This is a genomic window from Candidatus Vagococcus giribetii (assembly GCF_017316185.1).
GTDB lineage: Bacteria > Bacillota > Bacilli > Lactobacillales > Vagococcaceae > Vagococcus > Vagococcus giribetii.
The window spans coordinates 38,593-50,824 of the sequence record NZ_JAFLVX010000021.1 but is presented as its reverse complement, the minus strand read 5'-3'; the positions used below and the strand labels follow the sequence as shown (position 1 = coordinate 50,824).

The 12,232-nt window shown below is 35.0% G+C and carries 11 protein-coding genes; 5 read left to right on the top strand and 6 right to left on the bottom strand.

The annotated features are described in order from the left end of the window. Positions 1-10: 10 nt before the first annotated feature. Both DOK76_RS08865 and DOK76_RS08860 read right to left on the bottom strand, forming a co-directional pair. Positions 11-325 (bottom strand): PTS cellobiose transporter subunit IIB, encoded by a 315-nt coding sequence (locus tag DOK76_RS08865; RefSeq protein WP_206966925.1) that lies wholly within the window; start codon positions 323-325, stop codon positions 11-13. A gap of 13 nt (positions 326-338) precedes the next feature. Then, complete coding sequence (locus DOK76_RS08860) at positions 339-1,772, bottom strand: 6-phospho-beta-glucosidase (protein ID WP_206966923.1); 1,434 nt, start codon at positions 1,770-1,772, stop codon at positions 339-341. Positions 1,773-1,964: 192 nt separating this feature from the next. Between DOK76_RS08860 and DOK76_RS08855 the strand changes: the two genes are divergently transcribed. Then, on the top strand, positions 1,965-2,369 hold the full coding sequence (locus DOK76_RS08855; protein ID WP_206966921.1) for a (deoxy)nucleoside triphosphate pyrophosphohydrolase: 405 nt from the start codon (positions 1,965-1,967) through the stop codon (positions 2,367-2,369). A 2-nt stretch (positions 2,370-2,371) separates the two neighbouring features. Next, complete coding sequence (locus DOK76_RS08850) at positions 2,372-5,251, top strand: DEAD/DEAH box helicase (RefSeq protein ID WP_206966920.1); 2,880 nt, start codon at positions 2,372-2,374, stop codon at positions 5,249-5,251. A 48-nt stretch (positions 5,252-5,299) separates the two neighbouring features. Here the strand turns inward: DOK76_RS08850 and DOK76_RS08845 are convergent, their stop codons facing one another. The 4 genes from DOK76_RS08845 to DOK76_RS08830 all read right to left on the bottom strand — a co-directional run bounded on the left by DOK76_RS08845 (position 5,300) and on the right by DOK76_RS08830 (position 10,008). After that, positions 5,300-5,620 carry a DsrE family protein gene (locus DOK76_RS08845; RefSeq protein ID WP_206966917.1) on the bottom strand — a complete coding sequence of 107 codons (321 nt, stop codon included), beginning with the start codon at positions 5,618-5,620 and terminating at the stop codon, positions 5,300-5,302. A 32-nt stretch (positions 5,621-5,652) separates the two neighbouring features. Continuing rightward, the gene (locus DOK76_RS08840; protein WP_206966915.1) at positions 5,653-6,297 is read right to left on the bottom strand and encodes a GNAT family N-acetyltransferase; all 645 of its coding nucleotides are present in this window, start codon (positions 6,295-6,297) and stop codon (positions 5,653-5,655) included. Between the two features lie 103 nt (positions 6,298-6,400). After that, a complete protein-coding gene (locus DOK76_RS08835) occupies positions 6,401-8,866 on the bottom strand; it encodes a collagen binding domain-containing protein (protein WP_206966914.1) in 2,466 nt (821 codons plus the stop codon). A gap of 317 nt (positions 8,867-9,183) precedes the next feature. Continuing rightward, positions 9,184-10,008 (bottom strand): aldo/keto reductase, encoded by an 825-nt coding sequence (locus DOK76_RS08830; protein WP_206966912.1) that lies wholly within the window; start codon positions 10,006-10,008, stop codon positions 9,184-9,186. Between the two features lie 163 nt (positions 10,009-10,171). Between DOK76_RS08830 and DOK76_RS08825 the strand changes: the two genes are divergently transcribed. The 3 genes from DOK76_RS08825 (at position 10,172) to DOK76_RS08815 (ending at position 11,747) form a co-directional block, all read left to right on the top strand. Continuing rightward, positions 10,172-10,483, top strand: a complete 312-nt coding sequence (locus tag DOK76_RS08825; RefSeq protein ID WP_206966910.1) for a rhodanese-like domain-containing protein — start codon at positions 10,172-10,174, stop codon at positions 10,481-10,483. Positions 10,484-10,499: 16 nt separating this feature from the next. Beyond that, entirely contained in the window at positions 10,500-10,796 is a 297-nt protein-coding gene (locus DOK76_RS08820) for a rhodanese-like domain-containing protein (protein WP_206966908.1), read from the top strand. Between the two features lie 96 nt (positions 10,797-10,892). After that, the gene (locus tag DOK76_RS08815) at positions 10,893-11,747 is read left to right on the top strand and encodes a MerR family transcriptional regulator (RefSeq protein WP_206966906.1); all 855 of its coding nucleotides are present in this window, start codon (positions 10,893-10,895) and stop codon (positions 11,745-11,747) included. Positions 11,748-12,232 lie beyond the last annotated feature (485 nt).

The following is a 12,232-nucleotide window of genomic DNA, read 5'->3' as shown; positions in this document are numbered from 1 at the left end:
ACTCCCATCTTTAAATATTTTCTTCAATCAATTCTGCCATTTTTTGAATACCAGTAGGGATAGGGACATATGCTGGGAAAGGAATACTGACAACGGGTTTATTAACGCCATCGCCTAATTTTTTAAATTTATCAAAATACATCGTTGTTTGAGGGCTGATTAAAAATAAATCAAAATCACTATTTTTAATCATTTTGTCTCCTTCTGTTGCTGAAACAGCATCAACAAAAATTTCTAGACCTTTATCTTTAAAATAGTTGGTCGTTTTTGATGCCATCATGGAAGATGACATACCTGCTGCACAGATAATTAATACTTTTTTCATTGTAATCTCTCCTTTATAGTTCGGCACCATTTGTTTTTATGACGTTTTGATACCAATAAAATGAATCTTTTCTTTTTCGTTCAAGGGAGCCATTCCCTTGATTATCTTTATCAACATAGATAAAGCCATATCTTTTTTCCATTTCGCCTGTCCCAGCAGAAACTAAATCAATACATCCCCAAGGAGTGTAGCCAATCAAGTCTACGCCATCTTCAACCACTGCAGCTTTCATTTGCTTGATGTGTGAGCTTAGATAATCAATTCGATAACTATCATGTATAGAGTCATCATTTTCCAGTTTATCATAAGCACCAAAGCCATTTTCAACGATGAACAGAGGTAGACGATACATATCAGTAAACCAATTTAAGGCATATCTTAATCCGACGGGATCTATTTGCCAACCCCAATCCGACGCTTCAACAAATTCATTTCTAATTAAATCTTTTGTTTCATCATAATCATAGTGAATGTTGTCTTCTCTGTATTCAGTAGCATGAGACATATAATAACTAAAACCAATGTAATCAACGGTGCCTTTAGTTAAGATATCTAAGTCATTCTCAGTGATATCTAAGTTAATATGATTGCGTTCCCAATAATTTAAGATGTGTTTAGGATATGCACCGTAGACATGAACATCTGTAAAGAAGTATCGTTTTTCCATAATTTTAAGAGCCATTAAGTTGTTTTCAGGTCGACTATCTTTAGGATAAACAGGAGCCATGGCAATCATACAACCAATTTGAAAATTAGGATTGATCTTTTTAGCAATGGCAATAACTTTTGCGCTAGCAACTAATTCGTAATGAGCAGCCTGATACATAATTGCTTCTCTGTTTTCTCCTTCTTGATAAAAAATACCTGAGTTGGTAAAAGGAGCGAAGTCTTCATTAAAATTTGCTTGGTTGTTAATTTCATTAAAAGTCATCCAGTACGTTACTTTATCTTTGTAACGTTCAAAACAGACTTGGGCAAAATTAACAAAGAAGTCAATCGTTTCTCTATTTCTAAAGCCACCATATTCAGTGACCAGATGATAAGGCATTTCAAAATGAGAAAGAGTAACAATAGGTTCGATGCCATATGCTAAACATTCATCAAATAAGTCATCATAAAAGGCTAAACCGGCTTCATTAGGTTCAGTTTCATCACCATTGGGGAAAATACGAGTCCAGGCTATAGACGTTCTGAAGCGTTTAAAGCCCATCTCAGCTAGTAACTTGATATCTTCTTTATAATGATGATAAAAATCAATTGCTTCGTGATTTGGGTAATATTGATTTTCTAGCACGCCTTCAGTAATAGAGCGATAACTCGATGTTGTTCCTACAGTCATAACATCAGCTACACTAACTCCTTTTCCGTTAACATTCCAGGCCCCCTCCAATTGATGAGCAGCTACTGCGCCACCCCATAAAAACTGTTCTGGTAATTTATCAGTCATATGATCACTCCTGTTTTTTTATTTAAATCAATTATAAGTTGGTAACGTTTTCTTATCAAAATTTAATTTTCCTTAGCACTACGGAAAATAGTAAACTATTGACTATTTATAGGGATTCTATCATTGCACAACTTGAGTTTTTATGGGATCCTTAACAAGTATAAGAATAAAAAAACAAGAGGTACTATATAGATGAAAAAAGAGATACATGTTGTTGGAGCTGTTATTGTTAGAAATGGAAAAATCCTGTGTTGTCAGCGTGGACCAGAGAAGGCTTTGTCTTTAATGTGGGAATTTCCCGGTGGAAAAATTGAAGCAGGAGAAACAAAAATTGAAGCTTTAGAAAGAGAATTAGATGAAGAACTCAAAATAACTGTAAAGATAGAGCAAGAAGAGTTTGCTTTTTGCCGATATGAGTATGAGTTTGGTTACGTTAATCTAACAACATTTATTTGTTATTTGGAACAAGGGAAACCTAAATTAACGGAGCATCTTCAAGCTAAATGGTTAAGTAGAGATGAATTAATATCTCTTGAATGGGCACCAGCAGATATACCAACTGTTGAGAAATTACAGGCAACTGCAATAGGAGGATAAGTATGGATGTGCTAGAGCTAGCACTTAAAAAAGCATTTATAGACCAAGTCACACCAAGTGATAAATTAAATCCAAAGTTTATTATTAATAACCCGAAGAAACATGATTTTTTACTGACGACTCTTCAGAATGACTTTAAACAATGTCGTTCATTCTTTATATCTGTTGCTTTTATCACTCAAAGTGGCTTAAATGCCATTAAAGCTCAGCTGGCAGATTTAGCACAAAAAGGTATTTCTGGGAAAATACTAACATCTACTTATTTAGGGTTTAATCAACCAGAGGTGTTTGAGTCATTAGTCAATTTACCAAATGTTGAAGTTAGAATTTCGGAAAAAGAAGGATTTCATTCGAAAGGCTATTTGTTTGAGATGGAAGATCATCATAGTTTTATTATTGGGAGTTCTAACTTAACTATGTCAGCTTTAAAGCAAAATTATGAGTGGAACGTTAAGTTAACATCGTATGATAATGGTGAAATGATTTCATCTATTCGCACACATTTAGAGGAAGAATGGGCAGAAAGCACACCACTGACAAATGAATGGATTTGTGAGTTTAAAAGATATTATCAACCTGTTATAAATGTTCAGATGATTCACCAAATGACTATGACGGTGAATGAAGATAGACAGGATTATATTGTTCCAAATAAGATGCAGCAAGTGGCTTTGAAAAATTTGAAAGATTTGCGTGGAACTAAAGCTAAACGGGGATTGATTGTCTCAGCAACCGGTACAGGAAAAACGTATTTAGCAGCTTTTGATGCGCGTCAATTTAAACCTAAGCGAATGTTGTTTATTGTTCATAGAGAACAAATTCTTAAAAAGGCAATGGCCTCTTTTAAAAAAATATTAGGAGGACCTGATAGTGATTATGGTATCTTATCAGGAAACTCTAAGGAAATGACAGCTAAGTACTTGTTTGCAACTATTCAAACTGTTTCAAAGGACACTTACCAAGAGCAGTTAGGGGCAAAAGCGTTTGATTATGTCTTAATTGATGAGGTTCATAAAGCTGGAGCAGCTTCTTATCAGAAAACAATTGATTTTTTTGAACCTGATTTTTTACTTGGAATGACAGCCACACCAGAAAGAACAGATGGATTTAATATTTTCGAATTATTTGATTACCATGTCGCTTACGAGATAAGGTTGCAAGAAGCTTTAGAAGAGGATTTACTTTGTCCCTTTCATTATTTTGGTGTGACGGATTACGAAAAAAATGGGTTGATGATTAATGAAACCTCTGATTTAAGCTATTTAGTGAATCAAGAGCGTGTGTCATTTTTGATTGAGAAGATTAACTATTATGGTTGCTACGGTAATCAAGCAAAGGGATTAGTTTTTTGTAGCCGCAAAGAAGAAGCCAAAGAGTTATCTCACTTGTTTAACAAGAAAGGAATACCCAGTTCTTATTTAACTGGAGACCATGACTTAGATAAACGGGAATTAGAAATAACTCGTTTAGAAGAGGGGAAGATTAATTATATATTTACGGTAGATATTTTTAATGAGGGAATTGATATTCCTAAAGTTAACCAAATTGTTATGCTGCGAAATACAGAATCCAGTATTATTTTCATCCAGCAATTGGGACGTGGTCTAAGAAAAGATGACTCAAAAGAATTTGTGACAGTGATTGATTTTATTGGGAATTACAAAAATAATTACATGATTCCAATGGCTCTCTCAGGTGATAGCTCACGTAATAAAAGTAATTTAAGAAGAGATACGATAGATGTGACGTATATGTCAGGCTTATCGGCGATTAATTTTGAACAAGTGGCAAAAGAGCGTATCTTTAGCTCGATTGATCAAGCTAAATTGGATTCAATGGCTGAATTGAAGAAGCATTATATAGCTCTTAAAAATCGGTTAAATTATGTGCCAGGATTACTAAATTTTGAAGAGCAGGGAAGTTTAGACCCATTGATTATTATTGGTAAAGAAAAGACTTATTATCAATTTTTAACACGTATTGGTGAAGCTGAAGGAAGTTTATCAGAAATGGAAGAGATAGCGTTGAAGTTCGTATCTGTGGAATTACTTTCAGGAATTAGACCTCATGAATTAGTCGTATTAGCTCACTTTTTTGAAACAAAGAGAAAAACGTTGTCTTATCAAGAAATGAAGCAGTTGTTTAAGGAAAAAGACATTTATTTTACAGAAGATGACGCCCAATCAACAGTTAAGGTGTTATCGCTATCTTTCTATGAAGCAGTGCAGCAAAGAAATTATATGCCAGGACAATTGTTCCGAATAGAGGATGATTGTCTAGTTGTGACAGACAAGTTGAAACAATTCTGGCTCAATACTTATTTTAATAGGTTAATGCTAGATGTCATTGAAACTGGTTTAGTAAAGTCTCAACGGTATATGGGTCATACGCCTTTAGAAATATATCAAAAATATCGTCGTAAAGATGCTTTGCGCTTACTTAATATGGACTTTAAACAGAATGAACAAGGTATTGGTGGCTATACATTTAGTAATCATCATTTCACTATTTTTGTAACGCTTGATAAAGGAAAAGACTTCAAAGCGTCTCTAATGGCCTACGAAGATGAATTTTTAGATGAAAGTACGTTTAGATGGTTTACAAAATCACCAAGAACGATTAATTCTCCAGAGGTTGAAATCTTGAAACAACCGGATGATTGGCACATTCACCTATTTATCAAGCGAAAATATAGTCAAAAAGACAATGAAATTGATTTCTATTATCTAGGTGAAATGACGCCTATAAAAGAAACCATTGAACAAAAGCAAAAACCAACAACAGATGGGAAACTAAAAAATGTTGTAGAGATGGACTTTAAATTAGCTAACCCAGTGGAATCGAATATGTATGAATTTTTAATAAAAGTTATAGAAGATTAAAAAAGACTTTCCAATTGCTATCAAGCATTGGAAAGTCTTTTTGCTTACTTAAAACGTGACAACTTTATCTGCCCATTCGATTAACTGGACACAATCCACCATGGTAGAGATAGGACAGGCTGTTTTATCCTCTAGTTCTCTAGATTTTAGGCAAGTACCACAGGCTAAGAGCGTACCACCCTCATCTTCAAATTTTGCCATTTCTTGTGTCACATTGAAGACGTCATCTTGAATGGTTTCAACTTCAACGGCTTCTCCCATTAAGAAAAATTGAACCTCATGTCCCATTTTTAGAGAGGTAACACCAAGACGAAATGCATTCCACGCTTTTTCATGTTCTTTTGTTTCTAAGATAATACCTAATTTCATTGCGATATCTCCTTTACGTAGTTGGTTACTATCTAGATTGTATCAATAAAAGAGGGTTCTGTACAAAGGACGGCTTTCTTTGTTTTCTCCCAGCGCATAAAGTACCAATCTTTGATTCCAGTCATAGTTTGTCCAATTGAGCTACTTAGTTGTTTTGTTGTCTCAAAGTTTTCTGAAAAGTAGAGATGACAAGCGTTCTGGTTAGAAGTTGCCACGTGGAGAGTTAGGTAATCTTTATCACAAAGCTCTTTGCAGCAAGTAATTAATTGTCTTCCGATACCAAGCCCTCTAAAGACAGGAGAGACAGCGATGAAGTCTATATGAAGCTCATTGTCTTTTGGTACGTGAGAAAGAAATCCTAATAGTAACCACATTCTTACCTGTTTACTGAGTGAGAATGGTTGTCTTAAATAATGATTGAGTAATTTTGACTGATCTGATTTTGAAATCATATACAGGCAGCCACAAATTTTGCCATTTTTTTCAGCAATGAGTAGGCTACTAGGTTTTTCTGATGAGAGAAAATAGCTTAAAGCTTTTGCGATTAATGTTGCTTCGTCATTAGTAAAAAATCGATGGGTGAATTTGGCTTGAAAGCCTGTAAAAATTAACTCTTGTAAGGGTTCAATTAATTGTTCTTTGGTGTAATGGGTTCCTGATTGGATAATAACGGTCATACTGATCACTCCTTTGATTGATAGGTAGAGTATAAAGTATGAGGTAACCACGCAGTCAATAAAAAAAGCTGACAAAATTTGTCAGCTTTTAGTGTGATAATGATTAGTTGTTAGTAACTTTTCTTTTGAAGTATAAACCAAAACCTGCAATAGAACTTAAAAGAATTCCTGCAATAATAGTCATAGTTGAATCAGCGCTACCTGTTTTAGGTAAAACGTTTTGACTACTTTGGTTGTCAGTTTTCTTAGTTTCTGTTGAGCTAGTTTGTGTTGCTTGTTGTTCAGTTGTAGGACTTGTTTCTTTAGTTGTTTCTGTTGAAACGTCTTCTTTAACTTCAGGTGTTTTGTGATCTTCTGGACTCACTTCAGGTTCTTTCACCTCAGGTTTAGTGACAGTAGTTGTGTTGTCTGTATTATCTTCAACAACAGTTTCAGTGACATTATCAGTAACAACTTCGTCAATAGTTTCAGTCGTTTCTTCAGTTACATTTTCTTCAGTGACTGGCACGTTGATTTCTGGTTGAGACTCAGTAGCTGAGTTGTTAGTATTGTCTTCAACGACAGATTCAGCAGGGTTCTCAGTAACCACTTCGTCAATAGTTTCAGTCGTTTCTTCAGTTACGTTTTCCTCAGTAACCGGTACGTTGATTTCCGGTTGAGACTCAGTAGCTGAATTATTAGTATTGTCTTCAACAACAGACTCAGAAGGGTTCTCAGTAATCACTTCATCAATAGATTCAGTCGTTTCTTCGGTAACATTTTCTTCAGTGACTGGCACGTTGATTTCCGGTTGAGACTCAGAAGCCGAGTTGTTAGTATTGTCTTCAACAACAGATTCAGAAGGGTTTTCAGTAACCACTTCGTCAATAGTTTCAGTCGTTTCTTCGGTAACATTTTCTTCAGTGACTGGCACGTTAATCTCAGGTTGAGACTCAGAAGCCGAGTTATTAGTATTGTCCTCAACAACAGACTCAGCAGGGTTCTCAGTAATCACTTCATCAATAGTTTCAGTCGTCTCTTCAGTCACGTTTTCTTCAGTAACTGGCACGTTAATCTCAGGTTGAGACTCAGAAGCCGAGTTATTAGTATTGTCTTCAACAACAGATTCAGAAGGGTTCTCAGTAATCACTTCGTCAATAGATTCAGTCGTTTCTTCGGTCACGTTTTCCTCAGTAACAGGAACGTTGATCTCTGGTTGAGACTCAGAAGCCGAGTTATTAGTGTTATCTTCAACAACGGACTCAGAAGGGTTCTCAGTAACCACTTCGTCAATAGTTTCAGTCGTTTCTTCGGTAACATTTTCTTCAGTGACTGGCACGTTGATTTCCGGTTGAGATTCAGAAGCCGAGTTATTAGTATTATCTTCAACAACAGATTCAGAAGGGTTCTCAGTAACCACTTCATCAATGGATTCAGTCGTTTCTTCGGTAACATTTTCTTCGTTAACTGGCACGTTAATCTCAGGTTGAGATTCAGTAGCTGTGTTATTCGTGTTGTCTTCAACGACAGACTCAGAAGGGTTTTCAGTAACCACTTCATCAATAGTTTCAGTTGTTTCTTCAGGGATTGTTTCTTCTATTTCTTCGGCTTTAGATAAATCGTTATCTCCTTGAGCGCCACCTTCAGCAAATAAATTTTTCACTTTGTAACTATTTTTTTCTGTAACAACTGGTTTGTTGTAAGGTTGGTAACTTAATGAATAGCTATTTTCAAAGTCTTTTTGTTTTTTACCTGCATCTGTAATGTTTGTGGTATAGCTAATCGTGAATGAGGCTAAACGAGCTGATTCACGAGGGATACAAATTTCAAATGTATCTTCTGAAGTAAAGTGAATCGTTCCTAAACGTTTAGCAATAAATTCAGGTAAGGTATAACTTTTAACACCAAGATAATTGTCTACCATGATACGGAAGCTATCTTTGTTAAGAGCTTGGCCGGCCCCGTGAGTGTCAGTAATTAAAATGTAGTTGCTCAGTTCTTCTTTGTTTAAGTTGGCATTTAAGAACCAACGAACAGTTCCGCTATCTCCTAGTAAATCACCAGATTTATAAAAGAAAGGCTTTTTACCAATGTCACCATTGTTTTTGTGACCTGGAATTTTAATGCTTTGACTAGGAACTTTAGTGCCTAAGTTAGTTTGAATTGTTTCGTCAGCCGTATTATTAGTAACTGCTGAACGAATACCAAAACTAAAATGGCCGCTAACGTTGTTTAGTTTTTCCACGTTGCTATTGAATGTTACGACAACACGGTCTCGGTAAATTAAGGCTTCTCCTAAATTACTTAGTTGCACACGTCTAGGTGAGCCATTATTTTCTGTCATACCTTCTAGTGAGGGAGGTAGAGCTAAAGTAATTGAGTCACCAGGCTTGATAGTCTTTTGACCTTTGTCACTAAAGGTAACAGAAACTGATGTGAGTTGGCCTTGGCTAAGGGTCGTATCATTGAATTGAATAGAATCAATAACATCAGTTTGAGACAACTCAGCTGCAGAAACGTGAGAGCGAGTTATCGTGACAAAAGCCAATAAGGTAACAACTAAAAATAATGTTTTTATTAAATGTTTCATAAATGTAAACTCCTTTTCCTTTTTTCCAGGAGTGAATATTACGGTAATAAATACTTAAAAACAATTAAGATGCTTCAAAAAATTCATTTTTAATTAACCTCTAATAATAAAACGCTTTATTTTGTGAAACTGAAAACTATTTTATAATTTAGAGATAGACACATATTTGTCAGTTTGTTATTTATTAGGTTGTGTTGAGGACGTTTAAAAGAGATGTGTTTATGTAAGGTGGTATAGAAGAGTCGTGAAAAAATAACAAACCTCCCGCTTTATCACAAAGAAAGTGGGAGGTTTGTCTGAATTTAAAAGATCATTATTTATTTTTCAATGATGAAAATATCGGGGTTTTTATTAACGCGTTCACCTGTATGAAGGGCATTTAATTGTGCCATTTCTTCCTCAGATAGTTCAAAATCGAAGACATCAATATTAGCAGCAATGCGGTCTTTATTAACTGATTTTGGTACAGCTGTAATCCCATTTTGAATGTCCCAACGTAAAATAACTTGTGCGACTGATTTATGATGAGTTTCGCCAATTTCTTTAATCACAGGATGGTCCAGTAGATTGCCGTGACCAAGTGGTGAGTAGGCTGTAACAGCGATATCTCTTTCATGGCAATAAGCAACGAGAGCCTGTTGATTTTGATTAGGGTGGAGTTCAATTTGGTTTACCATTGGGACAATGTTTGCTGTAGTCATTAAATCTTCAATATGTTGAGGATGGAAGTTTGAAATCCCAATCGCTTTTGCTTTACCGGAGGTGTAGATTTCTTCCATTGCGCGCCACGTGTCATGGTATTTGTCTGTAATAGGCCAGTGAATCAAGTAAAGATCCACATAATCCAGTTGCAGACGCTCTAAACTCTCTTTAAATGACTGATGGGTTTCTTCGTAACCTTGTTTATCGTTGTAAACTTTAGTCGTCACAAAGAGTTCGCTACGGTCAATACCAGAAGCTTTGATGCCTTCTCCAACAGCCTCTTCATTTTGATAAACAACAGCTGTATCAATTGCTTTGTAACCTGCTTCAATCGCACATTTGACAGCGTTGATACCTTCTTCTTTATCTTTAACTTGCCAAGTACCTAAGCCGATAAAAGGCATCTTAACGCCATTTTTTAACGTGATAGTTGTAGACATATGAATTCCTCCATTTAATTGATAGCCTAAGAGTACCATATTTGAAAGGATTGAGCTTATATGGTGTTTAAGGTAAAAATGACTGAGTCTTAATTAGTTGACAAAGTATGGGATAACTTGTTTAATATACCCTATAAGGTATAAAAGATAAGGAGATAAGCCCATGTTTAGTTTATTTAGTAAGATTCCCTCTGTTTCGACAAAAGAGTTAGAAACGAGATTAGATAAAAAAATAGTTCTATTAGATGTTCGCACGCCAGCTGAGTTTAAAGGTGGTCATATTCCGCAAGCCATTAATAAACCTTTAAATAAAATGAATACCTATCAAGGAAAGGAAAAGGAAGTTTACTTGATCTGCCAATCAGGTATGAGAAGTAAAAAAGCCGCTAAAACCTTGAAAAATAAAGGATACGACGTGATTAATGTACGTGGTGGCATGAGTCAGTGGAGTGGTACTATTAAAAGAGGAAAATAAGAAAAGAGGAAATCACATGTTTCAATCAACAGGAATGCCAGAATTTTATCAAGAAGCTAAAAGAAGCCAATTACCCATTATCGATGTCCGAGAAGTATTTGAATACGATATGGGGCATATTCCAGGAGCAATCAACAAACCATTAAGTGAATTAGGAGATACATTTGAAGAGTTAGATAAGAATCAAGCTTACTTTCTTATTTGTCAATCAGGCTCTAGATCAGCAATGGCAGGTGAGTTTTTAAGCTCTCAAGGGTATCAGGTAACCAACGTTTTAGGTGGTATGGGCTCATGGCCAGGAGAAATTGAGTAGGAAAAATAAACATGATAAGAAAATGAGAAAACAACTTGACAATGTGAACGCTGTTATTTAATAATAAGGGTGGATGCGTCGTGAAGGAGTGAACTTATGCCTCACTGTGAAGAAAAATTATTTACGATTGGGCAAGTTTCTAAAAGATGTAACATTTCGAAAAAGACTTTAAGGTATTATGAAGAGTTAGGTATTATTGAACCGGATTATGTTTGTCAGGCAAATGGGTATCGCTATTATAAAGAAGATACTATGTTGTTAATTCCTATTATTAAGTACTATAAGCAAATGGGATTTAAGCTACAAGAAATGCTTGGTGTAACTGAAAAAGGGTCACGTTTTTATCATGAGAATAAATTTGTTTATAAATTAGATGATTTAGAAGAAGAGAAAGTCCAAATCAATAATCGCTATACCGCAGTAGACGATTGGTTGAATTTGTTACGAGAAGGATCAATGGTTTTAGAAAATCGAATTGATACGATTAATATCAAATACATTGATCGTAAAAATTATTATTTTCAAGAGCAAGCATTTAATGAATGCTATCAAGAGTCAATCATCAATATTGCATGGGTGAATCATTTAGAAAAAAATGACTGTGCTATAACAGGTCCGGTTTGTTTAGAGTTTTCTTCTGCTGAGGACCGTATGAATCACAAAGCTACTAAGGTATGCATTATGCAAGAACCTGTGGGTAGGCTAAGATCAGGTGTTAGGCAAAAAGAATTTGGTGGAGATATGTTTTTGTGTGCGTATCACATTGGGCATCCACAAACAATCATGAAGACGTATAAAAGGTTGAAAGATTGGGCTATTAGCCACAATTATGAGTATGGCCCAAGTGTGTATGAACGTTACGTGATAGATTATTGGACAACTAAAGATCCTAATGAGTTTGTATCAGAGATTATATTTCCTATAAAAAAAAGAGTAAATGTGAATGATTAATCATTCGCATTTACTCTTTTTTGGGTATTAAAAGACAAGATAATAGACATAATAAAAAATATGTAATAAAGCTGTCCCTTAGGGGGATGGTTTGTTGAAAACAATAATAACAAACGTTTTTAAGATTGTTCAGCCGTTGTTTAGTCACAGGACAAAATAATCAAGAGGACAATCTTTTTTATTTAGTTCGATAGTAAGTTATTTTTGATAGAAGTTCTTTTTTCTATTGAGGAAAAAAGGAAAGTTGTACTATAACAGAAATAAAAATGACTAAATAGTTATTCCAATATAAAAATCCTTATTGTTAATAAATACACAATGATTTCAAGGTGAAATGAAGAAAATCCTTGTTAAATGGTTCTCAATCTCAATAGGCTAATTGAGAAAGCGCTTGAAAGAAGAAAGAGTAATGTGAAAAAAGTAACATAAAGTCGAAAATAGTCTTGACTTTGTCTCTAAGGGGAAGAATTATCTTATGGGTGTAG

Excerpts from the sequence above, each read along its gene's own strand:
- DOK76_RS08850 (WP_206966920.1), top strand. The coding sequence starts at position 2,372 with ATGGATGTGCTAGAGCTAGCACTTAAAAAAGCATTTATAGACCAAGTC.
- DOK76_RS08840 (WP_206966915.1), bottom strand. The coding sequence starts at position 6,297 with ATGACCGTTATTATCCAATCAGGAACCCATTACACCAAAGAACAATTA.
- DOK76_RS08860 (WP_206966923.1), bottom strand. The coding sequence starts at position 1,772 with ATGACTGATAAATTACCAGAACAGTTTTTATGGGGTGGCGCAGTAGCT.
- DOK76_RS08855 (WP_206966921.1), top strand. The coding sequence starts at position 1,965 with ATGAAAAAAGAGATACATGTTGTTGGAGCTGTTATTGTTAGAAATGGA.
- DOK76_RS08845 (WP_206966917.1), bottom strand. The coding sequence starts at position 5,620 with ATGAAATTAGGTATTATCTTAGAAACAAAAGAACATGAAAAAGCGTGG.
- DOK76_RS08835 (WP_206966914.1), bottom strand. The coding sequence starts at position 8,866 with ATGAAACATTTAATAAAAACATTATTTTTAGTTGTTACCTTATTGGCT.
- DOK76_RS08830 (WP_206966912.1), bottom strand. The coding sequence starts at position 10,008 with ATGTCTACAACTATCACGTTAAAAAATGGCGTTAAGATGCCTTTTATC.
- DOK76_RS08825 (WP_206966910.1), top strand. The coding sequence starts at position 10,172 with ATGTTTAGTTTATTTAGTAAGATTCCCTCTGTTTCGACAAAAGAGTTA.
- DOK76_RS08820 (WP_206966908.1), top strand. The coding sequence starts at position 10,500 with ATGTTTCAATCAACAGGAATGCCAGAATTTTATCAAGAAGCTAAAAGA.
- DOK76_RS08865 (WP_206966925.1), bottom strand. The coding sequence starts at position 325 with ATGAAAAAAGTATTAATTATCTGTGCAGCAGGTATGTCATCTTCCATG.
- DOK76_RS08815 (WP_206966906.1), top strand. The coding sequence starts at position 10,893 with ATGCCTCACTGTGAAGAAAAATTATTTACGATTGGGCAAGTTTCTAAA.